The organism is Rubrobacter sp. M3-4, from assembly GCF_059772285.1.
Genome location: NZ_JCBAJP010000013.1, coordinates 54,210 through 78,731, shown reverse-complemented (window position 1 = coordinate 78,731; position 24,522 = coordinate 54,210). Strand labels below are relative to the sequence as shown.

Below are 24,522 nucleotides of genomic sequence, written 5' to 3'. Positions count from 1 at the left end.
TGCCACCTGCGCCCCGGTCAGGCCGCTCGTACTTCTCTTCTGTGAGTAACGCGCGTAGGAGCTTCTCACCCACAGCGCCGCCGCCCCGGAGATCAGGGCGCCCAGAACCAGCACCATTATGTAACCGAACATACCCTCCTCCGGTACTCTGCATGGACCGGCTCCGATGCCGGGTCCCCGTCTTTAAGGAGTCTCACCCATAAGGTTATGCGGAAGCTGTGAAGAAAATGAGAGTTCTCACAGAAACTGCCCGACGCTAGGAAACGTCGGCCGCAGGCAGCGTCAGCCGGAGCAAGGCGCCGCCTTCCGGCGCGTTCGTGGCCTCCAGATCTCCTCCCTGGGCGCGGGCGAGGTCGCGGGCTATGGAGAGCCCGAGCCCTGCTCCCCCTCTGGCGCGGCTTCTGGCCTTGTCCACCCGGTAGAACCGGTCGAAGACGTGCGGAAGATGCTCGTTGGGGATGCCGGGACCGGTATCCCTGACCGTGATCTCCACGAACCCGCCCCTCCGGCGCGCACCCACGGTCACCGTGCCCCCCCGCGGGGTGTAGACGAGGGCGTTGTCGAGCAGGGCGGCCAGAATCTGCCCCGTACGAGTGGGATCTCCTCCGGCGACGAGGTCTTCCGGAGCGTCCACTTCGAGCCGTACACCCCCGGAGCCGGCGCGCCGATCGAAGCGTTCCACCGCATCGCGGATCACCGGCGCGAGCTCGAAGCTCCCGCGTTCGACCGGAAGCTTCCCGGCGTCCAACCGGGCGACGAGCAGCAGATCGGAGATCATCTCGTCCATCCGGTCGGTCTCGGCGAGCACGTCGGCGGCGAGCTCCCTGTCTCCCGAATCCTCGAGTCCACGATACAGCACTTCGGTGTCGGCCCGGATCAGGGTGAGGGGCGTTCTGAGCTCGTGGCTCGCGTCGGCTATGAAGGTGCGCTGCCGCTCGAACGCTTCGCGTACGGGGCGCACGGCACGCCCGGCCATGTAGGTTCCCCCGAGGGCGGCGAGCCCGAGCGCACCGATCCCCAGCGGGAGGAGCACCAGGACCAGTTCCCTGACCGTCCGGTGCATCTCGTCGAGCGAGCGAGCATACTGAACCACCCCCACGATCCTGCCGGAACTGCGCATGGGCAGACTCACGACCCTCGCCTGACCGCGTGGAGCGTCGACGGTCGCCGAGACCACCCGACCATTCTCCAGCGTCTTCTCCGCGAGAGGGCGGGCGGGGAGGCCCAGGCCCGCGGCGGACCGGTCGCGGGCGAAGACGCGTCCTCCCGTCCTGAGCGCCGCCCAACCATACTGGTCGGAGCCCTCGGCCAGCGTCTTGCGGTGTCCCCGGCCGAGGAGGTTCGCCGCCTGATGGCGGGCCTCCTGGGTGAGCAAGGCGTCCTGCTGGATGACGAGCTCCCGGGAGAATCCGACCACGGCGATCGCCATCAAGAAGAAGACTATGAGAGCGAAGACGGCGACGTAGCCGAGCGTCAGGCGGAGTTTGATGCGGTTCAGGTTCAACCGGCAGGGTGCGGATCGAACGTGTAGCCGGCGCCACGCACGGTGCGTATGCGGGACCTCTCCCCCTCACGATCCAGCTTCTTCCGCAGATAGGAGACGTAGAGATCCACGACGTTGGTGTACACCTCCGGAGAGGACCCCCAGACGGTGTCCAACAGCACCGAGCGGGTGAACACCTGCCCCGGACGTCGCACGAGGGTGGCCAGCAGCGCGAATTCCCTGGCGCTCAACTCTATGCGTTCCCCATCACGCCAGACAGCGTGGCGCACCGGATCGAGGGTGACGTCTCCCGCCGAGAGCACCGTATCCGTACGCTTCGTCTCGCGCGGCCACCTCGAGAGGGCTCTCATCCTGGCCAGCAACTCCGGGAAGGCGAACGGCTTCGGAAGATAATCGTCCGCTCCAGCATCGAGGCCTTCGACGCGGTCTTCGATCTGGGTACGGGCGGTGAGCATCAGAACGGGCACGTTCATCCGGGCGGCGCGCAGCCTGCGCACGACCTCGATCCCGTCGAGCTCGGGCAGCATCCAGTCGACGATCAAAAGGTCGAAAGGCTCCGCCAGCGCGCGGGCGAGAGCGGACCTTCCATCCGAGACCGTCTCGGTCGCATAACCCTCCTCGCTCAGCACGCGCGAGATCAAACGCGCCAGGCGTTCTTCGTCTTCCACTATGAGTACACGCAGCATGATCGCTATATTACGTTTATCTTATCATGGGTGTCGTGCAAGTCTTTCTGTGGGAACCCTCATCTTCGGCAAAGGCCCCTCACATCACCGGCGGGCAGACTGCACTGAAACGGCCGGAGATCTCGGAGGAGGACGTAATTGGGGCTGATGTCATGGATATTGGTGGGGCTCACGGCGGGGCTCATGGCCTGGCGCCTGGTTCCCGATCGGGGTCTCGGTGCTGCCGCGATCACCATGGTGCTTGGGATGTCGGGTGCGTCCCTGGGGGGATTCGCTGCCGGGCTCATCGGCGAGACCGGCCCCACGGAGTTCAGCCTCTTCTCCGTTCCTGCGGCCGTATTCGGCGCGGCCGCGTTGTTGTTCGCCTACGATTTGCTCTCCCGCCGGGCCGCATAGGCGCTACACCGGCGGGAGCGGGGGAGCCGCTCGCTCGAACGCCGTGTGGGGCGTTGCTTCCATGCGAAGGTAACGCCGGGCGAAGCTCTCTCGACCGATGCCGAGCAGAGAGTTCAGGCAACCTGCCGCCGCGTCCGGAAGCGGATCCAGGACCACCCGCCGCACGCCGGCGCGGGGGTCGAAGAGGAAGGAGACGATCTCCGCGGAGGTCGTCTCCCTGAGGCGCCAGGTCCCGGGCTCACGTTCGAGAAAAGCCCGGGCCTCCTCCGGGGAGCCGAAGACCGCGAGCGCCCTCACGCCACCCGGGAGCTCCACGGTCAGCGGGCTGATGCTGGTCCTGGCGCGGCGCACGGCCAACCAGAGAGACCCCGGTGACGTCCCGGCGTTCACCCCGCGGGTTCCGTGCCCAGCTCCCGGTGCATGCGCTCTCTCACGCTCTCGATCAGCTCGGGACTGGCGAGGATACGCTCCACCTCGCCCCTGGTGGCCATCCTGCGCACGTACTCCTCCTCGACGATCTCCTCCAGCGGTACGCCGTCGTCCAACCGGCGGACGATGTAGACGATCACCTTGTCCCGCCGCGCGGCGGCGTAGTCCCGGCCGCCGAAGATACGCCTCCACAGAGACCTCCGTTCTCCTGACACGTTCACTCCTCCATCTTGGGGTTCTTTCTCAGGTTGATTCTCGCGCCCGGAGGTGTGGCCATCCTGTGAGGAACATGAGATTTCCCACACGGAGCGGTCCGTAAAAGGTTCGTAGGAAAACTCTCATCGCTCTCAAAGGCTCTTCAAAGGAACGTGCCGGAGAATAACGGATACGTTTTCGGCACCGAAAAGACGGGAGAAAGATGGACACACAGCAGAAGAAGCCGCCTTTGGGACGGTTCGTCGGGCGCCTGTTCGCCGGCGGAGCGGTCCTCGCGGCCGCAGCGGCTGCGCTCGGCGGGCTCGACGCCCGGCTCATGGAAGCCACGGTGTCGGCCGGTCTCGCGGGCATCGTGCTGGGCGCATCCGGATACCTGTTCGGCGCCGAGAGATCCGGGATCGCAGCCGTCGCGCTCTCGGCGGCGGCCATGTTCTTCGGCCTCGCCGCCAGCCAGGGGCTCGTTCCGGGTTTGTATCCCGCAGATCCATTGGCCAGATAGCGGTCGGCAACACCTCCTCCCGGGATCGGAGAACCGTTTCGCGGCGCACCCGCCAGCCCTTTGGGGTATAACGGAACTGGATGTCGAGTCCTCCACAAATGAACCTGCGTATCTATACCGGGAGGTGCCGATGTGAGGTTCCGGAAAGTCATTCTGCCGCTACTGGGCATTCTGTTCGCCGGGCTGTTGCTCGCGGGCTGCGGCAACGGCAACACCGCGAGCAACGGCAGCAGCGCGGGGACCACGAAAAACGACACCACCCAGACGGCGCAGCAGGCATCCTCCGGCATCCCGAAGAACCAGCCGGTGGCCCGGGTCTACGCCCAGCTCAGCCCGAGCGTGGTGCAGGTGAACGTACGCGAGATCCAGCAGACCCCCTTCGGGCCGCAGAGCGCGCAGGGCATCGGCAGCGGCGTGATCTACCGCAGCGACGGCTACATCATCACCGCCGCCCACGTCGTGCAGGGTGCACAGTCGGTCAACGTCGCCTTCGCGGACGGCTCCATCGCCAAGGCTCAGGTCGTCGGACGTGACACCTACGACGACATCGCCGTCCTCAAGGTGAACCGCAACAACCTCCCCGCGGCCACGTTCTCCAACGACAAGAACCTCAAGGTCGGTGAGTGGGCGGTCGCCATAGGCAGCCCCTCCGGGTTCCAGTCCACGGTAACCTTCGGGGTCGTGAGCGGCACCAACCGCTCGATCCCGTCCCGCTACACCGGAGGTGTCCAGGTTCCGTCCCTGACCGGTCTGATCCAGACGGACGCCGCCATCTCCCCCGGCAACTCCGGCGGGGCGCTGGCCAACATCAAAGGCGAGGTGATAGGGATAAACGAGGCCTACCTGCCGCCGGGCCAGACAGGCGCCGAGAACATAGGCTTCGCGATCCCCGCCCGCGTGGCGACCTCCGTGGCGAACCAGATCATCGACAACGGCAGGGTCGTCCACCCCTACCTCGGGGTCTACACGGTGGATCTGACCCCCTCGATAGCGAAGCGGTTCGGGATCTCGGTCGACCACGGAGCGATCATCGTCAAGGTGGCGAAGAACAGCCCGGCCCAGAGCGCCGGGTTCAAACGCATGGACGTGATAACCCAGGTCGGATCTCACGAGATCGCGGACACCGGGGATCTCGTCGCCGCCCTGCGCAATTACAAACCGGGGGAGACCGTCAAGGTGACGGTCGTGCGCGGCGGGAGCAAACAGACCATCAGCGTGCAGCTCGGACAGCGGCCCTCCGGGAGCAGCAGCTAGAGAGGGAGCACACTCCGCTAGAATAACCTCTGCGCGAACGTACAGGGAGCGAAGAGGAGAGGCGGGAGAGTGGACTTCGAATACTCGCAGAAGGTCAGAGACCTCCGGGCACGTCTGGAGGCGTTCATGGACGAGCACGTCTACCCGGCGGAGCGGGTGTTCCGCGAGCAGCTCGATGCGGCGGAGAGCCGGTGGAGCATCCCGCCGGTGATGGAGGAGCTCAAGGAGAAGGCCCGCGCCGAGGGGCTCTGGAACCTGTTCCTCCCCGATTCGGAGTACGGGGCCGGGCTCACCAACCTGGAGTACGCCCCCCTGTGCGAGATCATGGGCCGCAGCCCCATCGCCCCCGAGGCCTTCAACTGCAACGCCCCGGACACCGGCAACATGGAGGTGCTGGTACGCTACGGCAGCGAGGAGCAGAAGAAGCGCTGGCTCGAGCCGCTGCTCGCGAGCGAGATCCGATCCTGCTTCTGCATGACCGAGCCGGACGTGGCTTCCTCGGACGCGACCAACGTGCGGGCCAGCATCGTGCGCGACGGCGACGAGTACGTCATAAACGGCCGGAAGTGGTGGTCCTCGGGGGCCGGGGACCCGAGGTGCAGGATAGCCATCGTAATGGGCAAGACCGATCCGGAGGCCCCCCGGCACGAGCAACAGTCCATGATCCTGGTCCCGCTCGACACCCCGGGGGTAAAGATAGAGCGGACGCTCCCCGTCTTCGGCTACGACGACGCCCCGCACGGCCACGCCGAGATCACCTTCGAGGACGTTCGGGTGCCGGCCTCGAACATGATCTGGGGCGAGGGCAAGGGGTTCGCGATCGCCCAGGGTCGGCTCGGTCCCGGACGCATACACCACTGCATGCGCCTCATCGGGGTCGCCGAGCGGGCGCTAGAGCTCATGTGCGAGCGGGTCAAGAACCGCGTGGCCTTCGGCAAACCCCTCTCCGAGCAGGGCGTCATCCAGCAGTGGATCGCAGACTCCCGCATAGAGATAGAGCAGGCGCGCCTCCTCACCCTCAAGGCGGCCTACATGATGGATCGGGTAGGCAACAAGGAGGCTCGCAGCGAGATCGCCCAGATAAAGGTCGTCGCCCCCAACGTTGCCCTGCGCGTCCTCGACCGGGCGATACAGGCGCACGGCGGTGCCGGCGTCTCCGACGATTTCCCCCTCGCGTACATGTGGGCCTCCTCCCGCACCCTGCGCCTCGCCGACGGCCCCGACGAGGTCCACCGCGCGCAGATAGCCCGGCTCGAACTCAGGAAGGAGAGGAAGCCTTCGGCCGGAGGACGCTAGAGAGACTTTACATCGGTCGCCCCCGCAGTTAGTATTTGAGAATTATATAGGGGAAAGGGAAACCTGAAAGGTAGGGGGAAGGGTCATGCAGGAGCGCCTGAGTGCGCCCCGTAGCTTTGGGGGCAATCGTATCACCGGGTTCTTCGTCGGGCTCGCAGAGAGGTATCTGCCGGACGCCTACCTGTTCGCGGTGGTCCTGACGCTGGTCACGGCATTGCTCGCGGCCATCTTCGTCACGCCGGATGTTGGAGCTCTCATCAGCGCCTGGTACGAAGGGCTGTGGGGTATCCTCGAGTTTGCGCTACAGATGGCGCTCATTCTGCTCACCGGTTACACGGTGGCCCAGTCTCCCCTCGTCTCCCGTTTCCTCGACTGGCTCGCTTCCAAGCCGAGAAACCAGGCGCAGGCGCTCGCGCTGACGATCGTGATATCTTCCATCGCCAGCCTGATCAACTGGGGCTTCGGTCTGGTGGTCGCCGCGATCTTGGCGCGTTCGATCGGCAAGCGCATCGAAGATATCGACTACGCGATTCTGGTCTCCGCCGGGTACGCAGGGTTCATCGTGTGGGCGAGCGGGCTCTCTTCCTCCATCGCACTCGCCGTATCCACCCCCGGAAGCTCGGCGAACATCACCCAGCAGGTCACGGGTAAGGTGCTGGGCTTCGGGGAGACTATCCTCACCTGGTGGAACATAGTTCCCGTCATCCTGATCATCGTCCTGCTGATCCCGCTCTACTGGTGGATGATGCCCAAGCGTCCTGAGCACATGCGCAAGGTGAACCGCGGCCTCCTGGCACGGGAGGATGAGGGTACAGAGGTCGAGGAACGGGACACCCCGGCGAGCAAGCTGGAGAGGTTCTGGCCGCTGAACTTGCTCATAGCTGCGGCGATCTTCGCGTACTTCGGGTTGCAGATCTCATCCGGCCAGTTCTCCTTCGACTTCAACGCGGTCATCGCGCTTTTTCTGGCGCTCGGGTTGATCCTGCACTGGACACCCATCCGTTATGTGCGCACCTTCACCGGGAGCGCGGGGGTGGTGGGTCCGATCGCGCTGCAGTACCCGCTCTACGGCGGCATCCAAGGTCTCATGGTCCTGAAGGTCGCCGGGACGACCCTGGCGGGCACGATCGCCGGGTGGTTTCTGGCTTTCTCCAACACCCATACCTTCGCCTTCTGGACGTTCGTCTCTGCCAACCTCATAAGTCTCTTCATCCCCTCCGGTGGTGGTCACTGGGTGGTACAAGGTCCGGTCATGGTCCCCGCTGCGCAACATCTCGGCGTAGACCAAGGACTCACCGCCATGGCCGTGGCTTGGGGTGAGGGCACGGCGAACATGGTCCAGCCGTTCTGGGCACTCCCGATTCTGGGGATAGTGGGTCTCGGGATCCGGGATATCATGGGCTACGGGGTCCTGAGCCTCGCGTTGAGCTTCACAGTCTACGGAGCCTTCACCCTGATAGCCCCGTTGTTCCTCTGAACCTCCGGGGGACGCTCCGGGTCGTAAAATCCCGCCTGAGAACGTCACTTCGGAGGTGTGAATAGATGGCCATAGAGATGACGGGAGCGAAGGTGGTCAACACGCGGGGCACGGTCGTCACCTTCCGGCAGAAGTGCGAGGAGTGCGGCTACGTCTTCGACTACAACAAGACGACGATAGTCCCGGCCTACGGCTCCAGGAAGGTCCGTCCGTTCACCTGCCCGCAGTGCGGCAACCGCCAGGAGGTCACGGCCCGCTACGTGCGCGAGGATTAGCGGATGGGTGCGCGCAGAACCACCCCCTACGGTTCCTGGGAATCCCCCGTCTCCTCGGAGATGGTCGCGAGGGGCAGCGTCGGGCTGGGCCAGACGGCGCTCGACGGCCGGGACATCTACTGGCTGGAGTCACGCCCGGAGGAGGGCGGCCGCAACGTGGTGGTGCGCCGCACGCCGGAGGGCCGGGTGGAAGAGGTCACCCCCCAACCCTTCAACGCGCGTACGCGGGTGCACGAGTACGGCGGCGGCGACTTCGCAGTCCACGACGGGGTGGTCTACTTCTCCAACTTCTCGGACCAGCGCCTCTACCGCCAATCCCCCGGCGGAGAACCGGAGCCCATCACCCCGGATTCCACCCGGCGCTACGCGGACACGGTCGTGGATGCGCGCCGCGGCCTCCTCATCACCGTTTGCGAGGACCACGAGGAGGCGGGCAGGGAACCGGAGAACCGTCTGGTCGCCATAGACCTCGAAGGCGGCTCCGAGAGGGTGCTCGCCTCCGGCAACGACTTCTACTCCTCGCCCCGCCTGAGCCCGGACGGAACCCGGCTGGCCTGGCTCACCTGGAACCACCCGAACATGCCCTGGGACGGCACGGAGCTGTGGGTGGCGGAGCTGAACGAAAAAGGCTCGCCGAAGGACCCGGTGAGGGTCGCGGGCGGGGAGGAAGAGTCCATCTTCCAGCCGGAGTGGTCTCCGGAGGGGGAGCTCTGCTTCGTCTCGGATCGTACGGGCTGGTGGAACCTCTACCGGCTGACGGAAGGTGAAGTCGAACCCCTGTGCGAGATGGAGGCCGAGTTCGGGGTGCCGCAGTGGGTCTTCGGCACGTCCACCTACGCCTTCCTCTCCCCCACGACGATCGTCTGCAGCTACATAGAACGCGGCATCTCGCACCTGGCCCGGCTACACGTCGGCTCCGGCGACCTGGAAGAGATAAAAACGCCCTATCAGGCGATCTCCCACGTGCGCTCCGGGGATCCCGGGGTGATCTTCATCGGCGGTTCGCCGACGGAGCCGCTCTCGGTCGTACGGCTCGACCCCGCGACCGGGGTGCACGAGGTTCTGCGCTGCTCGAGCGAACTCGGGTTGGATCCCACGTACATCTCCGTTCCGGAGCCGGTGGAGTTCCCGACCGGAGGGGACCTCACGGCGCACGCCTTCTTCTACCCGCCGAAAAACGAGAACTACGCCGCCCCCGAGGGGGAGCTGCCGCCGCTCGTCGTGAAGAGCCACGGGGGCCCCACCTCGATGACCACCCCGACGCTGCGCCCGCAGATACAGTACTGGACCAGCCGCGGCATCGCGGTGCTCGACGTCAATTACGGCGGGAGCACGGGCTACGAGCGCGAGTACCGCCGCAGGCTCTACGGCAGGTGGGGGGTCGTGGACGTCGACGACTGCGTGAACGGAGCCCGACACCTGGCGGAGCGCGGCCTGGCCGACGCGGAACGCCTCATCATCACGGGCGGGAGCGCGGGCGGGTACACGACTCTCTGCGCGCTCACCTTCCGGGATACGTTCGGCGCCGGGGCGAGCTACTACGGGGTGAGCGACGCTGAAGCACTCGCCAGAGAGACGCACAAGTTCGAGTCGCGTTACCTGGAGCACCTGATCGGCCCATACCCACAGAGGGCCGATCTATACCGCGAACGCTCCCCGATACACTTCACGGAGCGGCTCTCGTGCCCGGTGATCTTCTTCCAGGGCCTCGAGGACGAGGTCGTGCCTCCCAACCAGGCAGAGAGGATGGTCGAGGCGCTGAAGGAGAGGGGACTCCCGGTCGCCTACGTCCCCTTCGAGGGCGAACAGCACGGTTTCCGCCGGGCCGAAAACGTAAAGCGCGCGCTCGAGGGCGAGCTCTACTTCTACTCGCGCGTCTTCGGCTTCGACCTCGCCGATCCGGTCGAGCCCGTGCGCATCGAAAACCTGCCGTGAGCGGATCACACGAAAGGTGGCTGGAAGAAAACCGGGCCTTCTGGGACGAGAGGGTGCCGATACACCTTCGAAGCGGCTTCTACGACGTCGTCGGCTTCAGGGCCGGGCGTGACCCCCTGCCACCGTTCGAGATCGAAGAGGTCGGCGAGGTCGCGGGGAAGGACCTGCTCCATTTGCAGTGCCACTTCGGCCTCGACACCTTGAGCTGGGCCAGGCGCGGGGCGCGCGTGGTGGGGCTGGACTTCTCTCCCCCGGCGGTCGAGGCCGCGCGCAGCCTGGCCGCCGACACCGGGCTCGAAGCCGAGTTCGTCTGCGCGAACGTCTACGAGGCGGCGGAGGCTCTCCCCGGAAGGAGCTTCGACGTCGTCTACACCGGCACAGGAGCGCTAGACTGGCTGCCGGACCTCGGCCGCTGGGCGGAGGCGATCGCCGGTCTGCTCCGCCCCGGTGGCTTCCTCTACCTCGCCGAGTTCCACCCCGTAACCTGGATCTTCGCCGACGAAGACCTGACCGTAAGATACGACTATTTCCGAAAGGAGGGCGTCGTCTCCGACGAGCCGGGCACCTACGCGAACCCGGATGCCGAGACCTCCCACGACCGCACCCACGAGTGGAACCATCCGCTTGGTGAGGTGATCACCGCCATCATAGAGGCCGGCCTGAGGCTGGAGATGCTCAACGAGCACGACCACACTCTCTTCAGGCGCTGGCCGTTTCTGGTAGAGACGGAGCCAGGCGTCTACCGGCTGCCGGAGGGAATGCCTTCGCTGCCGCTCATGTACTCGCTCAGGGCGGGCAAACCCGCGACAGCTCCCGCTAGTCGCCCGACCTGAACCTGTCCTGCACCGAAGCCGGGAGCCCCGGCGGGAGCCGTCTGACGAGCAGGGCCGAACGCCCGGCGTCCTCCTCGTACTCGCCAGTGCGCAGCTCCAGAAGCTCCGCGGCCCGGCCGGGCGGCAGCTCCAGCCACCCCTCCCCTTCCACCTGCCGGTAGGCCCTTACGGCCCCGATGAACCCCCTGTCCCGCAGCTTCCCGTCGCCGCCGAGCTGGTCCTCGTACTCCTCCGGGGTGTAAATAAGGATCTTGAGCTCCGCCTTCTCCTGCAGGGCCCCGACGCTCTTGTAGACCTCTATCGGATAAGAACCCGCGTGCGGGTCGGCCTGTTCGGGGCGCTGCGGTTCGGCGCCCTCCACACCGCTCCCCTCCCGGCCCCTCGAACGCAGGAAACCGGCCGCGAACAGCACGACGAGCACGACGACCAGTATCCCGACCGCGATCCAGGCCGCCGACAGAGAGAAACCGTTTCCTCCGCTCTGCAGGATGGCCAGGGATTTCCCGACTCCCTCGGTTACCACGTGTACGATGATCATGGCCCCCATGGTTCCCACAAAACCGGAAAACTATTCCTGACCCGCTGTTCTAACGCCGGTGGCGCGGGTCGAGGGCGTCCCGCAGGCCGTCGCCGATGAAGTTCACCGAGAGCACGGCGAGTGCTATGGCGATGCCGGGGAAGAGTATGGCGTGCTGCCCCTCGACGAAGACCCCGTACCCGGACTGGAACGCCGAGGTGAGCATCGCCCCCCACTCCGGGGTGGGAGGCTGAGCCCCGAGCCCGAGGAAGGAGAGCGCGGCGATGTCCAGGATGGCGGTCGCGAGCGTGAGCGTCGCCTGCACGATCAGGGGCGCCATGCTGTTCGGCAGGATGGCCGCCCGGATTATGTGCAGGTGCGAGGCGCCGAGGGCTCTTTCCGCCTCGACGTAGTCGCGCCCCCGGACGCTTATGACCGCCGAGCGCACCACCCGCGCTATCTGCGGCACGTAGACGATCCCGACCGCGAGCATCGCGTTGGTGAGACCTTGTCCGAGGATGGAGACGACGACTATCGCGAGCAGGATGCTCGGGAAGGCGAGCAGGACGTCCATCAGGCGCATCAGGACGGAATCGGCCCAGCGTCCGGCGTATCCGGCCACGAGGCCGATGGTGGTACCGACCACGGTGGAGAAGGCAACCGCCGCGAGCCCGGCCGTGAGCGAGACGCGAGCCCCGTAGATGATGCGCGAGAGGATGTCCCGCCCGAGCTCGTCCCTCCCCAGAGGGTGGGCGAGGCTCGGGGGTGCGAACTTGGCCGTGAGATCCTGCGCGAGCGGGTCGTAGGGCGCGACCAGCGGCGCGAAGATCGCCGCCAGCACGAAGATGGTCATCACCACCGTCCCGAACAGCGCGAGCCGGTTGCTGAAGAAGACCCTCCGGAAATCCTTCGCCCGGCTGCGGGTCTCGACCCCGGCCGGCGAGAGGGCGACGTCGCGCTGGGCCTCCGCGGTCATCCTAGTACCTCACCCTCGGGTCGAGGATCGCATAGAGGACGTCCACGACCAGGTTCACCAGCACGAAGAGCGTCGCCCCGTAGAGGACGACACCCTGTATCATCGCGTAGTCCCTGCGGTAGACCGACTCGTAGGCTATCTGCCCGACCCCCGGCCAGGAGAATATGGTCTCGGTTATGATCGCTCCTCCCATCAAAAGTCCCACCTGAAGCCCGATGACGGTGATCGTGGGGAGCATGGCGTTCTTGAGGGCGTGCTTGAAGACTACCCGCCAGGGCATCAGCCCCTTGGCCCGCGCGGTGCGCACGTAGTCCTCGCCCAGAACCTCGAGCATGCTCGAGCGGGTCATCCGCATTATCGTGCCGAGGGGTATCGTCGCGAGCGCCGCCGCGGGCATCAGGAGGTGCAAAAAACCGTCCCGGAAAGCCCCGAAGTCGCCCGCCAGCAGCGAGTCCACGAGCACGAGCCCCGTGACCTGCGGGATCGACTCCCCCGCCGAGAGCCGCCCCGGGAACGGCAGCACGTCCAGCTTGACCCCGAAGATGACTATCAGGATCATCGCGAGCCAGAAGATGGGCATGCTGATCCCGGTGAGCGCGAACACAGACGTGATCTTGTCCAGGAGCGAGTACTGCCTCACCGCAGCGATGACGCCTACCGGCACGCCTATCGCCACCGCGATCACCATCGCGAACAGCGTGAGCTCGAGCGTCGCCGGGAACCTCGCCGCGAGCTCCACCGTCACCGGACGTCCGGTGACGATCGAATTCCCCAGGTTTCCCCGGGCGGCGTTCTTCAGGAAGTCCACGTACTGGACGACGAGGGGCTGGTCGAGCCCCATCTCGTGCCTGAGACGTACCACCTGGGCGTGCGTGGCGTTCTGCCCCAGCAGGATCTGCGCCGGATCCCCCGGTATCGCCCGGACCATGAAGAAGACCGCGGCAGATACCCCGAGCAGCACCGGGACGATCTGAAGTAGCCTGCGGATTATGTAGACGGTCAGCCTCTACCTCCGAGAGATCCTCTACCTGTACACCTCAGAGCGAGACCGTGTTTAGCGCCTCGCTGCCGGTCGGGCTCGGCTTGTAGCCGCTCACGGCCTTCTGGGAACCTATGGGCGGTTTGGCGTAGGCGATGGGCGCCCAGGGGGCGTCCTGGTGCAGTATCCGCTGGGCTTCGTAGTAGACGCGCCGGCGCACGCCCGGGTCTATGCTCTGCTGGCCGGTCTTGAGCAGCCTGTCAACTTTGGGGTTTTTGTAGTAGGCGACGTTGAGCGCGTCCTTCGGGGTGGCGCTCGAGCTGGAGAGAAGGACGTTGAGGAAGTTGTCGGGATCGCCGTTGTCGCCCGTCCAGCCGAGCAGACACATGTCGTGCTGGCCGCTGCTCGTCTTCTGCAGGTAGGTGCCCCACTCGTAGGTGACGAGCTTGGCGTTTATCCCGACCTTCTTGAGGTCGGACTGCATCGCCTGCGCTATGCCCTTGCCGTCGGGCATGTAGGGTCGGGGGATCGGCATGTACCACAGCTCGGTCTTGAACCCTCCCGAAAGCCCGGCCCTGGCGAGGAGCTTCTTCGCCCTCGCGGGGGAATAGGGATAGGGCTTGATGCTCTTGTCGAAGTAGGGCACGGTGGGCGGGATGTAGGTCGAGGCCTGCTGTCCGGTGCTCCCGAAGAAAGCCTCGACGATCTTCGGCATGTTTATCGCCATGTTGACCGCCTGGCGAACTTCTCTCTTGTCGAAGGGCTTCTTCTGCAGGTTCATCGCCAGGTACCCTATGTCGAGCGGCGGACGGAGTATGACCTTCAGGCCGCTGTTCTTCTTGAGGGTCGGGACGTCGTCGGGGTTGAGCCCATCGGCGATCGAGAGCTGACCGCCGGTGAGAGCAGCCACCCGCGAGGTGTTGTCCGGGATGGAGCGTATGGCGAGCTTGGCGACCTTCGGGCCTCCCCCGCCCTTCGAGACCGGGTAGTCTTTGCCCCACCAGTCGGGGTTCTTCTCGAGGTCCACCTCGGAACCCCGGTTCCAGGAGACGAATTTGAAGGGCCCGGTCCCCACCGGGTGCTGCCAGAAGTTCTCGACGTCTTTCTTTATCGCCGCGGGCGAGGCGATGGCGAACTGGTGCATGGCTATGTTCCTGAGGAACGGCCCCTGCGGCTCGCGCAGCGTGAAGCGAACGGTGTAGGGATCCACCGCCTCTACTTTCTCGATGATCGACTTCTTATCGAAGCCGCCGAACTGCGAGCTGTAGTAGGCGAAGTTAGAGCTCTGCCCGCCGCCGCCCTTGTGGTAGGGGTTCTTGGTGTCCCTCCAGCGGTCGAAGTTGAAGACGACGGCGTCGGCGTTGAAGTCGGTTCCGTCGTGGAACTTCACGCCCTTCCTCAGCTTGAAAGTGTAGACGCGCCCGCCGTTTTCGGGTTTCGGAACCTCGACCGCGAGCCAGGGCACGACGTCGGTGGTACCGGGCGCGAAGGCGAGCAGGCTGTCGAAGACCTGTGTGGTGACCCGGAAGGATTCTCCGTCGGTGGCGTTTATCGGGTCGAGGGAGACGGAGTCCGCGCCGCGGCCGTAGACGAGCACGTTCTTGCCCGAGGCGCTCCCGCTGGCCTGCTGTCCTCCGGCTCCGCCCTGGATCTTCTTTCCCCCGCCGCATCCCGCCGCGCCGAGCAGCGCAGCACCGGTCAGACCAGTGCCTCCGACCTTCAGGAAATCCCGGCGGCTTACGGTGCGTCGCCCTTCTGCTCTTCCCCTCATCTGAGATCCCCTCCCGAGATCACGCAGGTACACGAACGAGATGCTCCCTAACCAATGGGCGCAGGTTATCATCAGAGGAGAAATCCCGCCAGGGGAGGTTGCTCGTTCTAAAAGAGCGAGCCGGTGCCCCCCTCACGTCGGAGCCGGTTCGCGGCGTTGTGGGCCTGGCGGGTGGGCTCTGGCAGCCGGTAGCGGGTGCAGCAGGCGAGAACGAGCTCCACCGCGCTCTCGAGATCTATCTTGTCCCCGACCGAGACGAAGACGGGCGAGACGCCGTCGCGGGTCCTGACCACCCTCCCCACCACCTCTCCCCGATCCACGAGCTCGGAGCTCTCTCCCTTGCGCATCCCGGGTTCCTCGTATGTCCCGACGAGGCGGCTCTTGGCACATCCCACGCTCGGCACGTCGAGGTAGAGCCCGAGGTTGGAGGCGAGCCCGAGCCTGCGCGGGTGCGCGATGCCCTGCGCGTCGAAGATGACCGCGTCGACCGACGTCTCTACCTTGCGCAGCGCCGCCGCGACCGACGGGATCTCCCTGAAGGCCAGAAGCCCCGGGATGTACGGAAACTCGAGCGGCCGGGCCTCCCCTTCGACCTCCACCACTTCGAGCTCAGGGAAGCTCAGGACGGCGACCGTGGCGTAGGCCATCCCATCCTGCGTGGAAACGTCCGCACCAGCGACATACCGCACCGACCCGACGTCCAACGGCGGCCCACACACCACCCGCGGCGCGAGCTCCTCCTGCAGGCGTCGCGCCTCAGACGGCGAGAGATCGAAATCGTAGAGCTCCCGGACCTTCATCCCGAAAAGAGGATACCCCATCACCCCTACAAAAACCGATCCGGCCACAGGATCTGGAGGGGGGAAAGAAAATCCTGCGGCCGGAGTCCGGTCACTGGTCAATATACAGCTTCTTTGTTGCGTTTGGCTTTCGCAGACGTTACAGTTTAGTTACGTAACCAAAATTTTTTATGATTATCATTCCTAATTGGAGCTATATTAACTAAAACAATCTTTCTTAGTATATACCTCTACATCAAGGTCAGGTTAATTCTGGTAGACGGGCTGTGCTTCTCTCAAGCGACCGAGACGTGGAGGGTGTGGTATCCGGTTGCGCCGGAGGGGTGTGGTGGGGTCTCTCTGGCGACCTGGGTTTTCCCGGTTCCGTCGGTGGCGCGCACCTGGAGGGTGTGGGAGCCTGGGGTGGCGTTCCAGTAGTAGACGTACTGGCGCCAGGAGTCGGGGCTCAGGGAGCGGGCGAGTTTCGCCGCATGCCAGCTTCTGCCGCCGTCGGTCGAGACCTCGACCTTCGAGATACCGCGGTGTGGGGCCCAGGCGACGCCGCCTATGGGAACCGTTCCTGCTTCGAGGGTCTGGCCGTCTTTCACGGTGTCTATCCGGGACTGGGTTTTGATGGGGCCCTGCTTGGACCAGGTACGCCTGACCCAGTAGGCGTCGTAGCTCCAGCCTGTGAGTTCTATCTCGGTGAGCCACTTGGTGGCGGAGACGTATCCGTAGAGGCCGGGGACGACGAGGCGAACCGGGTAGCCGTGTTTTATGGGGAGCTGGTCTCCGTCGAGGCCGAACGCGACGAGCGCCCTACGGCCGTCGAGGGCCAGGGCGGTCCTGAAGCCGGTCGTGAAGCCGTCCACGCTGCGACCGACGAGTTGTTCGGAGGTGCGGGTGATCTTATCCCGGCTCACGCCGGCTTCCTTGAGGATGTCGGAGAGGAGGACGCCGGTCCAGCGGCCGTTCGAGACGAGCCCGCCGCCGAGAGGGTTCGAGACGCAGCAGAGGGTGATGTCCGCCTCGATCGTGGGCATCTCGAGCAGCTCTTTGTAGGAGATCTCGAAGGGATTGTCCACCGCGCCCTTCACGCTGAGCCTCCAGGTATCGGCGTCGAGTCGGGGTGAGGAGAGCTCCGTGTCTATCAGGTAGAAGTCCCGGGGTGGGGTGATGAGCTTCGGCATCCCCTTCACCTCTATCGAGGCGGCCTTCGGGGGCGGCGGGAGCGTCTTGTGGAGGACGCTTCCGGCACCCTTCTTCGAGTTTCCTGCGGGGAGCTTCAGCCTGCGGGGACGGGGAGCCTGCTGGGAGGATGTGCCCCCGAGCAGGCGTCCCGCGCCGGCCAGCGCGAGCCCGGCCACGACGACGAGCCCGCTCGCCGCGAGGAAACTTCGCCGTCCGACCGAGACCCCCTTCTCCCCCGTCTGCCGGCGGCGTCCGACGGTAAGCTCCCGGGCGTCGGTTCGCACGCCGGGTTCCCGACGGGGACTGCGCAGGATGAGGAGGGCCGCGGCGGAGCCGGCGGCGAGCGCCACCGCGGCGGTCAGGGCGACCGCGAGAAAAGAAGAGCCCGGTTCGGAAGAAGCCGAGAGCACGCCCACAACCCCGAGGAGCAGCACACCGGCGAGTGATCCCGGGGGGTTGCTCCGGCTCAAGCGTGCCAGCAGGGCGCAGACGGCGAGCGTGAGGAGCACCGTCGCCCCGATCAGGAACGCCACATCGGCGGTGCCGAGCGTCTCTATCGCCCTCGTGACCACCCCGCCGGGGGTGAGGCGGGCCACCTGCTGGGCCACCGAGCCGACGAACGAGGGCACCGCCGGGGAGAGCCCGTGCGCCAGCTCGGTCACGCCGAGGGCCAGCACACCACCCGAGACACCGGCGAGTGCGGTTTTGGATCCGCTGGCTAAAGGCACCTCAACCCCCGAAGCCGACACCATGGTCAAGGATACCGCACGAAGCCTCCACCAGTACCAACGAAGAAAACGGTGGGGTTGGATCACCTGCCGGCGCCTCACTTGACATCCGCTTTCGGGCGGGATACAAAGCCCTTTCGAAAGGCGAAGACGGGAACGAGTAGGTACGCCGCGTCCCGCAGGAGCGAGCCGGGGACGGTGTGAGCCCGGCGCGGGAGGCGTTCCGAAGATCCTCCCTGAGCCGCCGGCCCCAAAGCGAAGGGCGTGGTCCCAGGCGTTAGTAGGACCGGACGGGTCCGCCCGTTACAGCGGGAGGGTGTGGGAAGCACCCGCAGAGAGGTCGGGTGCCGCGAGGCGTCCGGCAAGCAGGGTGGTACCGCGAGGGCACGCTTCTGGTGTGGCTCCCGTCCCTGCGGCGGAGTGGAGGAGGCTCCGGCCGGGGCGGGAGCCTCTCGTCTTCGAGAGGAGAAGAGGAGTGCCATGGCTTTCGAGAAGGTAGACCCGAAGGTGAGATTCCCGGAGCTGGAGAGGGAGATCCTGGCGTTCTGGGAAGAGGACGGCACGTTCCAGAAGTCCGTCGAGAGGAGACCCGAGGACAGGAACTTCGTCTTCTACGAGGGGCCACCGACGGCCAACGGCAGGCCTGGCTTCCACCACACGCTGGCCCGGTCGTTCAAGGATCTCATCCCCAGATACAAGACGATGCGGGGTTACAGGGTCGAGAGGAAGGGGGGGTGGGACTGCCACGGCCTGCCGGTGGAGATACAGGTCGAGAGGGAACTCGGCATCTCGGGCAAAGCGCAGATAGAGGAGTACGGCGTCGAGGAATTCAACCGTCTGTGCCGCGAGTCGGTCTTCCGCTACGTCGACGACTGGCAGAAGATGAGCTCGCGGATGGGCTTCTGGGTGGACATGGAGAACGCCTACAAGACGCTCGACGGCTCGTACATCGAGAGCGTGTGGTGGGCGCTGAAGACGCTGCACGAGAAGGGTCTCCTCTACGAAGGTTACAAGGTCACCCCGCACTGCCCACGGGATCAGGTCTCGCTCTCCTCGCACGAGGTCGCGCTCGGCTACCAGCAGTACCCGGATCCGGTCGAGGACCCGAGCGTCTACGTCCGGCTGCCGCTCGCCGACGAGGAGGGGACGAGCCTCCTCGTCTGGACCACCACCCCCTGGACGTTGGTCTCGAACGCCGCCGTAGCCGCCCACCCCGACGTTGAGTACATAACGGCCGAGCGCGAGGGCGAGCGCCTCATCCTGGCGAAGGAGCTGGCCGACGAGGTGCTCGGCGAGGGCACCTACACCGTCCTCGAGTCGAGGAAAGGCCGCAAGCTCGAGGGGCTGCGCTACACCAGGCCGTTCGACTACGTCGAGGTCGAGGAGAGCGAGAACCTCTGGACCGTCGTACTCGCGGATTACGTCACCACCACCGAGGGAACCGGGCTGGTGCACACCGCCCCGGCGTACGGGGAGGACGACGCGCGCACCGGGCAGCGCTACGGGCTGCCGACGATCCACCCGGTAAGGCCGGACGGGACTTTCGACGAGAGGGTCGGGCCTTTTGCCGGGCAGTTCGTCAAGGACGCCGACGAGGGGCTCATCGAAGAGCTCCGGAAGAAGGGGCTGCTCTTCCGCTCCGGACGCTACGAGCACGCCTACCCGCACTGCTGGAGGTGCGGCTCGCCGCTCCTCTACTACGCCAAGAAGGCGTGGTACGCGAAGACTACGGCCGTGCTCGACGAGCTCCTGTCGGAGAACGAGAAGATCAACTGGGTCCCCGAGCACATAAAGTGGGGCCGCTTCGGGGACTGGCTCAAGAACAACGTCGACTGGGCGCTCTCCCGCGAGCGCTACTGGGGGACGCCGCTCCCGATCTGGCGCTGCGGGCGAGGACACGTGACGGTGGTGGGGAGCACGGAAGAGCTGCGCGCCCTGGCGAAGAGCGAGGTTCCGGAAGACCTGCACCGCCCGTACATAGACCGGGTGGAGATCACGTGCCCGCAGTGCGGCGGGGTCTCCCGCCGGGTTCCCGAGGTACTCGACGTATGGTTCGACTCGGGCTCGATGCCCTTCGCGCAGTGGGGATACCCGAAGAGCGGCCGGGAGGAGTTCGGGCGGCTCTTCCCTGCGGACTACATCTGCGAGGCCGTAGATCAGACGCGGGGCTGGTTCTACTCGCTGCTCGCCATCTCGACGATGCTCTTCGGGAGGAGCTCGTACAGGACGTGCCTGGTGCTCGGGATAATCCTGGACGCCCAGGGGCGCAAGATGAGCAAGTCGCTCGGCAACGTGATAGACCCCTGGGAGATCTTCGAGAAGCAGGGCGCCGACGCCCTGAGGTGGGCGCTCTACACCGCCTCCGCCCCCGGCAACACCCGGCGCTTCTCCGAGGAGCAGGTGGACGAGGCCGTCAGGAAGTACCTGCTGACGCTGTGGAACACTTACTCGTTCTTCGTCACCTACGCCCGCATCGACGGCTTCGATCCGATAAGAGACCGCGTCGAACCTTCCGAGAGGAGCCTGCTCGACCGCTGGGTGCTCTCCGAGCTGCAGCTCACCGTCGAGCGGGTCACCGGGAGGCTCGACGACTACGACGCGACCTCGGCCGGGCGGGCGATCCAGGACTTCGTCGAGGAGCTCTCGAACTGGTACGTCAGGCGCAGCCGGCGGCGCTTCTGGAAGGGGGAGGACGACACGGACAAGAAGGCCGCGCACTCCACCCTCTACGAGTGCCTCGTGACCGTGGCGAAGCTCACCGCACCGTTCACCCCGTTCGTGGCCGAGGCCATCTACCGCAACCTGGTCGCCGGGGTAGACGACGAGGCACCGGAGAGCGTGCACCTCGCCGACTGGCCGGAGGCGGACGAGGCCCTCGTAGACCGGGGGCTCTCCGAGAGGATGGCCGCCGCGCGCCGGGTCGTCACGCTCGGCCGGGCGGCGCGCAACGCCGCCGCGATCAAGACCCGCCAGCCGCTGCGCGAGGTCGTGGTCGCGCCGGGAAGGGGCGAAGAAGAACCGGTGCGCCGGGCGCTCGAGAGCCTGGGAGACATCGTGCTCGACGAGCTCAACGTGAAGGAGCTGCGCATCGGACGGGCCGAAGAGATCGTCTCCTACGAGCTGCGCCCGAACCTCTCGGTGGTGGGGCCGAAGTACGGCCGGCTCGTCCCGGAGATAAGGCGGGCGCTGGACGAGGCTCCGCCGGAGGTGCGGGAGCGGGCGGCTGCCGGTGAGGAAGTGAGCGTGCGGGCCGGAGGACAAGAGATCACGCTCTCCCCCGAGGAGCTGCTCGTCGAGCCGAAGGAGCGTGAGGGCTACTCGCTGGCAAGGGAGAGAGGTCTCTCGGTCGCCGTCTCCACCCGGATCGACGGAGAGCTCGAGGACGAAGGGCTGGTACGCGAGCTCGTGCACAAGGTCCAGAACCTGAGGCGGGAGAAGGGATTCGAGATAGAAGAGCAGATCTCGGTCACCCTCTCCGGGAGCCCGCGGGTGCTCGGTCTGCTCGGGGGACGCTGGCGGGAATACTTCGAGTCCGAGGTGCTCGCCCGGGAGCTGACCCTCCTGACGGCGGAGGAAGGGGCGGGCGAGACCATCGGGGTCGAGGGTGAGGAGGTCCGGGTGGAACTGCGTCCGCTCGCGGAAAAGAGAGCGGATACCGACCCCGCAAAACGGGTATGATGTGTACCATGGTACAGACCCGCCTTTGAGGATCGGAGAAGAGAGGGAGGTTCCTGCGTTGTTCGGGAGAACGAGCCGCATCGAGAAGCTCAAGAACCAGGCCGAGGATACGTCCTTCGACCTGCTGGGGTCCTTCGAGTCCTTCTACGAAGACGTCCGGCCGTTCGTCGAGAGGCTGCTCTACGACGACGAGCTCAGGAACAACATCCGCACCCTGATAGATTCCGGGCGCAGGATCTACGACGAGGTCTCCGGACAGAGCCCGACCGAGGTCGTCTCGAGGCTTTGGGACGACGACAGGCTCCGGCGGGAGGTGGAGACCGCCGTGGCGGCAGCCGAGGCCGGTAGCCGCCGCATCCGGGGCGAGAAGGTGAAGAACGGAGGGGGTGGCTCCTCAGGCAAGATCCTGTTCGTCTTGGCCGCGGCGACCGGCGCCCTGTTCCTCAACCCGAAGACCGGCCCAGCCGCGCGCAGGTTCGCCCGGGAAGCGTACTCCTCCCTCACCTCCCGGAGCTGAGGAGGCTGCGGGGAACCTCCTCAGGGGAGCTCTAGGAAAGGGTAGATCCTACGGGCTTCCTCGTCGAAGGCGCGGGCCTTCTCCGGGACCCCGGCGGAAAACGTGGTTCGCAACTCGAAGAGTGCCTCCAGGGCGTCTTCCCTGGCCCGGGCGGCGCGGTTGCAGGCGCTCTCGCTGGGAGTACCGGAGCGTTCGAGGCGTTCTGCTCTCTCGCTCAGGCGCAGCGCCCGTTCGAAGACGGCGGCGTTCCTCTCGTGCAGCTCTGAGATGGCACGCTTGGCCCCGGCTCTGTACCCGGCGTACACACCGTTCTCACGGCGCGGAGCGCGGAGCTGCGCGAAGAGTCGGCGCATCCTGCCGAAGAAATCGCTGCGGGCGAGCCAGGCATCGCAGGGGTGAGGGAGGATCGATCCTGCTCTTCTCATAGGCCGTCTATTAAACACCGTAGATCACCTGGCGGCAATCACGCACACCGGCTCCACGGTGGCATCTTGGCTCAAAGCGGCTGACAGGAGGGGCAGACGTAGGTACCCCTCCCCGCGACCCGGAGCTTCACGATCTCCGTGCCGCACGCGTAGCAGCCCTCGCCCGCTCGTGTGAAGACCCTGAGCTCGTGCTGGTAGCGGCCGCTCTCCCCGAAGGCGTCGTGATAGGAGTCGAAGGTGGTACCCCGAAGCTCTATCGCGCGGGCAAGAATCCTGCGGGTGGATTCGAAGATCTTGCGCACCTCGCCGGGATCCAGCGTGTTCGCCTTGCGGGCGGGGTGGACGCCGGCGGCATACAGTACCTCGTCGGCGTAGATGTTGCCGAGCCCGGCGATAACCGACTGGTCGAGCAGGAGGCTCTTGACCGTCGCGCGTCGGCGGAGGGCCTCCTGCAGGTACTCCGGGGTGAACCCTTCGGAGAAGGGGTCGGGGCCGAGGCGTGAGATGAGGGGGTGACGCTCCACCTCCTCCGGCGGGTAGAGGTCGAAGTACCCGAGCCAGAGCTTCGTGAACCCGAGCACGGGACCGCCCTCGAACTCGACCACCGCGGTATGGATCCTGTCGGGGACACGCCAGCCTGGAAGCCGCAGCACCCGCCCGGAGATCACCAGGTGCACCACCCCGACGAGATCTCCGAAGTCCAGAAGGATCATCTTCCCCCGCCGCCCGGTCGTACGCAGCGTCCTGCCGGCGAGCACCTTTCCGAACCTCTCCACCCCGACGTTGGTGACGTCGTCCCTGAAGGCCGCCGCCCGTGCGACCCTCTTCCCGGCGGCGAGGGTGCAGATGTCCTCCGAGATGACCGTGACCTCGGGCAGCTCGGGCACTAGATGAGCTCCTCCAGGAAACGCGCGACCCCGTCCTCGCCGACCGGGGGCACCACCACGTCGGCCGCCGCCCGGACCTCCCCGGTCATCCCCCCGACCGCGACCCCGAGCCCGGCGAAGCGCAGCATGTCCACGTCGTTGTCCGCGTCCCCGAAGGCCGCGACGCGCGAGGGCTCGACCCCGAAACGCCGGCAGAGGTAACCGAGGGCCGCGGCCTTCGTCCCCTCTGGGTTGCCGAGCTCCACGTAGTGTGGCAGGCTGCGGGTGACGAAGAGCTCTCCGGAGAGCGCATCCCGCGCCTCTCCGAGCCAGCGCTCCACCTCGTCCGGGCCGTCGACGAAGACGAGCTTGAGCGGCCTCTCGCCGCTCTGTACGAGCCAAGATGAGAGGTCCTCGACGACCTCCACGTTCGGCTCGTCGCGGCGGCGCATGTAGCGCACCACGGCCGGGGTCTCGGGGCCGGTCACGATCCTGCCGTCGAGGAAGACGCGGGCGTGAAGACCTCTTTCGGCTGCCCACCTCAGGGCATCGAGTGCAGACCCGGTGGGCACAGCGCGCAGAAGCAGGGTCTCCGAGGCGTCCATCCGCCGCACCATCGAGCCACCGTAGCAGATGATCGGCTCGTGCTCGTCCAGACCGAGCCTGGCCGCATGCTCGCGGGCCCCCTCGAAGTGGCGCCCGGTGGCGACGAGAACCCTCACCCCCGCCTCCCGCAACCTGCCCACGACGCTGACGGTACGGTCCGTGATCTCGAGGTCCCGCCTGAGCACGGTCCCGTCCAGATCGAAGGCCACCAGGTCGAAGGGCAGGGGATCTCTTGCGACGGCCAATCTGACACGACTCCTTCCAAGTTCTACCGGAAGTAAGGCCAAAGGATCATACCGTAGCCGGCCGCCTCCGTTCAATCTCGGGGAAGGCTGCGGTTCTACGGACGGGACCCGGTCTGCTCCCCAGCCAAACGCCCGGGAAGACCCGCGCCGCCAACGGACCCGTAGCGCACGCGGTGGGTCAGGAGCAATCCCGTGTAGACTCTGCCCTCACGCGGTCCCGCGAGGCCCGGGGTGGCCTCGAGCCTGCTCTCGGCGGTGTGGCTGAAGGACACGAGGAAGTGGTCCGGATGCTCTCCGGCCCACCGGGCGACCGCACGTCCCAGCTCTTCGATGGTGCCCGCCTCGACGACGATCGCACAGGGCCCCGCCTCCGCGCAGCCGCCGTTGCCGTCCGTACGCTCGCACACGGGCGTAACGAGATCTCTGCGTTGCTTCATCCCTTTC

General features: G+C 66.1%; 24 protein-coding genes and 1 pseudogene. 10 read left to right on the top strand and 15 right to left on the bottom strand.

Translation table 11 applies throughout. The features are described 5' to 3' along the window. The 3 genes and pseudogenes from AC6EKW_RS13320 to AC6EKW_RS13310 all read right to left on the bottom strand — a co-directional run. Positions 1 to 117: pseudogene (locus AC6EKW_RS13320) on the bottom strand (zinc metallopeptidase); the annotation flags it as partial. A 139-nt stretch (positions 118 to 256) separates the two neighbouring features. Next, positions 257 to 1,504, bottom strand: coding sequence for a sensor histidine kinase (locus AC6EKW_RS13315; RefSeq protein ID WP_273888877.1), 1,248 nt, complete (start codon positions 1,502 to 1,504; stop codon positions 257 to 259). Continuing rightward, positions 1,501 to 2,190 (bottom strand): response regulator transcription factor, encoded by a 690-nt coding sequence (locus tag AC6EKW_RS13310; RefSeq protein ID WP_273888878.1) that lies wholly within the window; start codon positions 2,188 to 2,190, stop codon positions 1,501 to 1,503. Before AC6EKW_RS13310 ends, AC6EKW_RS13315 begins: the two co-directional genes overlap by 4 nt. A 147-nt stretch (positions 2,191 to 2,337) precedes the next feature. Here AC6EKW_RS13310 and AC6EKW_RS13305 point away from each other — a divergent pair, with 147 nt between their 5' ends. Continuing rightward, complete coding sequence (locus AC6EKW_RS13305; RefSeq protein ID WP_273888945.1) at positions 2,338 to 2,586, top strand: GlsB/YeaQ/YmgE family stress response membrane protein; 249 nt, start codon at positions 2,338 to 2,340, stop codon at positions 2,584 to 2,586. A gap of 3 nt (positions 2,587 to 2,589) precedes the next feature. Here AC6EKW_RS13305 and AC6EKW_RS13300 read toward each other — a convergent pair whose 3' ends face one another. Both AC6EKW_RS13300 and AC6EKW_RS13295 read right to left on the bottom strand, forming a co-directional pair. Further along, positions 2,590 to 2,943 (bottom strand): hypothetical protein, encoded by a 354-nt coding sequence (locus AC6EKW_RS13300; RefSeq protein ID WP_273888879.1) that lies wholly within the window; start codon positions 2,941 to 2,943, stop codon positions 2,590 to 2,592. Between the two features lie 29 nt (positions 2,944 to 2,972). Then, the gene (locus AC6EKW_RS13295; RefSeq protein WP_273888880.1) at positions 2,973 to 3,230 is read right to left on the bottom strand and encodes a hypothetical protein; all 258 of its coding nucleotides are present in this window, start codon (positions 3,228 to 3,230) and stop codon (positions 2,973 to 2,975) included. Positions 3,231 to 3,433: 203 nt separating this feature from the next. On the opposite strand from AC6EKW_RS13295, the gene AC6EKW_RS13290 reads away from it, so the two are divergent. The 7 genes from AC6EKW_RS13290 to AC6EKW_RS13260 all read left to right on the top strand — a co-directional run bounded on the left by AC6EKW_RS13290 (position 3,434) and on the right by AC6EKW_RS13260 (position 10,800). Continuing rightward, complete coding sequence (locus AC6EKW_RS13290) at positions 3,434 to 3,730, top strand: hypothetical protein (RefSeq protein ID WP_273888881.1); 297 nt, start codon at positions 3,434 to 3,436, stop codon at positions 3,728 to 3,730. Positions 3,731 to 3,862: 132 nt separating this feature from the next. Next, positions 3,863 to 4,984: a S1C family serine protease gene (locus tag AC6EKW_RS13285; protein ID WP_273888882.1), complete on the top strand. Its 1,122-nt coding sequence runs from the start codon at positions 3,863 to 3,865 to the stop codon at positions 4,982 to 4,984. A gap of 69 nt (positions 4,985 to 5,053) precedes the next feature. Next, positions 5,054 to 6,280 carry an acyl-CoA dehydrogenase gene (locus AC6EKW_RS13280; protein ID WP_498514626.1) on the top strand — a complete coding sequence of 409 codons (1,227 nt, stop codon included), beginning with the start codon at positions 5,054 to 5,056 and terminating at the stop codon, positions 6,278 to 6,280. Between the two features lie 85 nt (positions 6,281 to 6,365). Further along, positions 6,366 to 7,757 carry a short-chain fatty acid transporter gene (locus AC6EKW_RS13275; protein ID WP_498514625.1) on the top strand — a complete coding sequence of 464 codons (1,392 nt, stop codon included), beginning with the start codon at positions 6,366 to 6,368 and terminating at the stop codon, positions 7,755 to 7,757. A 65-nt stretch (positions 7,758 to 7,822) separates the two neighbouring features. After that, entirely contained in the window at positions 7,823 to 8,032 is a 210-nt protein-coding gene (locus AC6EKW_RS13270) for a hypothetical protein (RefSeq protein WP_273888884.1), read from the top strand. 3 nt (positions 8,033 to 8,035) lie between these two features. After that, entirely contained in the window at positions 8,036 to 9,967 is a 1,932-nt protein-coding gene (locus tag AC6EKW_RS13265) for a S9 family peptidase (protein WP_498514624.1), read from the top strand. After that, the gene (locus AC6EKW_RS13260) at positions 9,964 to 10,800 is read left to right on the top strand and encodes a class I SAM-dependent methyltransferase (protein WP_498514623.1); all 837 of its coding nucleotides are present in this window, start codon (positions 9,964 to 9,966) and stop codon (positions 10,798 to 10,800) included. The genes AC6EKW_RS13265 and AC6EKW_RS13260 overlap by 4 nt, the downstream gene beginning before the upstream one ends. On the opposite strand, the gene AC6EKW_RS13255 is transcribed toward AC6EKW_RS13260, so the two are convergent. The 6 genes from AC6EKW_RS13255 to AC6EKW_RS13230 form a co-directional block, all read right to left on the bottom strand. Then, on the bottom strand, positions 10,784 to 11,338 hold the full coding sequence (locus tag AC6EKW_RS13255; protein WP_498514622.1) for a hypothetical protein: 555 nt from the start codon (positions 11,336 to 11,338) through the stop codon (positions 10,784 to 10,786). The two genes, AC6EKW_RS13260 and AC6EKW_RS13255, sit on opposite strands and share 17 nt — an antisense overlap. Positions 11,339 to 11,387: 49 nt before the next feature. Beyond that, positions 11,388 to 12,293, bottom strand: coding sequence for an ABC transporter permease (locus AC6EKW_RS13250; RefSeq protein WP_273842173.1), 906 nt, complete (start codon positions 12,291 to 12,293; stop codon positions 11,388 to 11,390). A 1-nt stretch (position 12,294) separates the two neighbouring features. Beyond that, a complete protein-coding gene (locus tag AC6EKW_RS13245) occupies positions 12,295 to 13,296 on the bottom strand; it encodes an ABC transporter permease (RefSeq protein WP_337958774.1) in 1,002 nt (333 codons plus the stop codon). A gap of 34 nt (positions 13,297 to 13,330) precedes the next feature. Next, positions 13,331 to 15,043, bottom strand: coding sequence for an ABC transporter substrate-binding protein (locus tag AC6EKW_RS13240; protein ID WP_273888888.1), 1,713 nt, complete (start codon positions 15,041 to 15,043; stop codon positions 13,331 to 13,333). Between the two features lie 107 nt (positions 15,044 to 15,150). Continuing rightward, a complete protein-coding gene (gene nfi, locus AC6EKW_RS13235; protein ID WP_273888889.1) occupies positions 15,151 to 15,864 on the bottom strand; it encodes a deoxyribonuclease V in 714 nt (237 codons plus the stop codon). Between the two features lie 254 nt (positions 15,865 to 16,118). Further along, positions 16,119 to 17,741, bottom strand: coding sequence for a molybdopterin-dependent oxidoreductase (locus AC6EKW_RS13230; protein ID WP_273888890.1), 1,623 nt, complete (start codon positions 17,739 to 17,741; stop codon positions 16,119 to 16,121). Positions 17,742 to 18,221: 480 nt separating this feature from the next. Between AC6EKW_RS13230 and ileS the strand changes: the two genes are divergently transcribed. Further along, a complete protein-coding gene (gene ileS / locus AC6EKW_RS13225; RefSeq protein ID WP_273888891.1) occupies positions 18,222 to 21,419 on the top strand; it encodes an isoleucine--tRNA ligase in 3,198 nt (1,065 codons plus the stop codon). A gap of 58 nt (positions 21,420 to 21,477) precedes the next feature. Further along, entirely contained in the window at positions 21,478 to 21,936 is a 459-nt protein-coding gene (locus AC6EKW_RS13220) for a hypothetical protein (RefSeq protein WP_273888892.1), read from the top strand. 20 nt (positions 21,937 to 21,956) lie between these two features. Here the strand turns inward: AC6EKW_RS13220 and AC6EKW_RS13215 are convergent, their stop codons facing one another. The 4 genes from AC6EKW_RS13215 to AC6EKW_RS13200 form a co-directional block, all read right to left on the bottom strand. After that, positions 21,957 to 22,361 carry a hypothetical protein gene (locus AC6EKW_RS13215; RefSeq protein WP_273888893.1) on the bottom strand — a complete coding sequence of 135 codons (405 nt, stop codon included), beginning with the start codon at positions 22,359 to 22,361 and terminating at the stop codon, positions 21,957 to 21,959. A 71-nt stretch (positions 22,362 to 22,432) separates the two neighbouring features. After that, the gene (gene mutM / locus AC6EKW_RS13210; RefSeq protein ID WP_273888894.1) at positions 22,433 to 23,248 is read right to left on the bottom strand and encodes a bifunctional DNA-formamidopyrimidine glycosylase/DNA-(apurinic or apyrimidinic site) lyase; all 816 of its coding nucleotides are present in this window, start codon (positions 23,246 to 23,248) and stop codon (positions 22,433 to 22,435) included. Beyond that, entirely contained in the window at positions 23,248 to 24,078 is an 831-nt protein-coding gene (locus tag AC6EKW_RS13205; RefSeq protein ID WP_273888895.1) for a Cof-type HAD-IIB family hydrolase, read from the bottom strand. The genes mutM and AC6EKW_RS13205 overlap by 1 nt, the downstream gene beginning before the upstream one ends. Before the next feature lie 95 nt (positions 24,079 to 24,173). Beyond that, the gene (locus AC6EKW_RS13200; protein WP_273888896.1) at positions 24,174 to 24,515 is read right to left on the bottom strand and encodes a hypothetical protein; all 342 of its coding nucleotides are present in this window, start codon (positions 24,513 to 24,515) and stop codon (positions 24,174 to 24,176) included. Positions 24,516 to 24,522 lie beyond the last annotated feature (7 nt).

Bases quoted from the DNA above. Each gene is read 5' to 3' on its own strand.
- AC6EKW_RS13310 (WP_273888878.1), bottom strand. From the start codon at position 2,190: ATGCTGCGTGTACTCATAGTGGAAGACGAAGAACGCCTGGCGCGTTTG.
- AC6EKW_RS13305 (WP_273888945.1), top strand. From the start codon at position 2,338: ATGTCATGGATATTGGTGGGGCTCACGGCGGGGCTCATGGCCTGGCGC.
- AC6EKW_RS13290 (WP_273888881.1), top strand. From the start codon at position 3,434: ATGGACACACAGCAGAAGAAGCCGCCTTTGGGACGGTTCGTCGGGCGC.
- AC6EKW_RS13275 (WP_498514625.1), top strand. From the start codon at position 6,366: ATGCAGGAGCGCCTGAGTGCGCCCCGTAGCTTTGGGGGCAATCGTATC.
- AC6EKW_RS13270 (WP_273888884.1), top strand. From the start codon at position 7,823: ATGGCCATAGAGATGACGGGAGCGAAGGTGGTCAACACGCGGGGCACG.
- AC6EKW_RS13265 (WP_498514624.1), top strand. From the start codon at position 8,036: ATGGGTGCGCGCAGAACCACCCCCTACGGTTCCTGGGAATCCCCCGTC.
- AC6EKW_RS13255 (WP_498514622.1), bottom strand. From the start codon at position 11,338: ATGATCATCGTACACGTGGTAACCGAGGGAGTCGGGAAATCCCTGGCC.
- AC6EKW_RS13250 (WP_273842173.1), bottom strand. From the start codon at position 12,293: ATGACCGCGGAGGCCCAGCGCGACGTCGCCCTCTCGCCGGCCGGGGTC.
- AC6EKW_RS13240 (WP_273888888.1), bottom strand. From the start codon at position 15,043: ATGAGGGGAAGAGCAGAAGGGCGACGCACCGTAAGCCGCCGGGATTTC.
- nfi (WP_273888889.1), bottom strand. From the start codon at position 15,864: ATGGGGTATCCTCTTTTCGGGATGAAGGTCCGGGAGCTCTACGATTTC.
- ileS (WP_273888891.1), top strand. From the start codon at position 18,222: ATGGCTTTCGAGAAGGTAGACCCGAAGGTGAGATTCCCGGAGCTGGAG.
- AC6EKW_RS13215 (WP_273888893.1), bottom strand. From the start codon at position 22,361: ATGAGAAGAGCAGGATCGATCCTCCCTCACCCCTGCGATGCCTGGCTC.
- AC6EKW_RS13200 (WP_273888896.1), bottom strand. From the start codon at position 24,515: ATGAAGCAACGCAGAGATCTCGTTACGCCCGTGTGCGAGCGTACGGAC.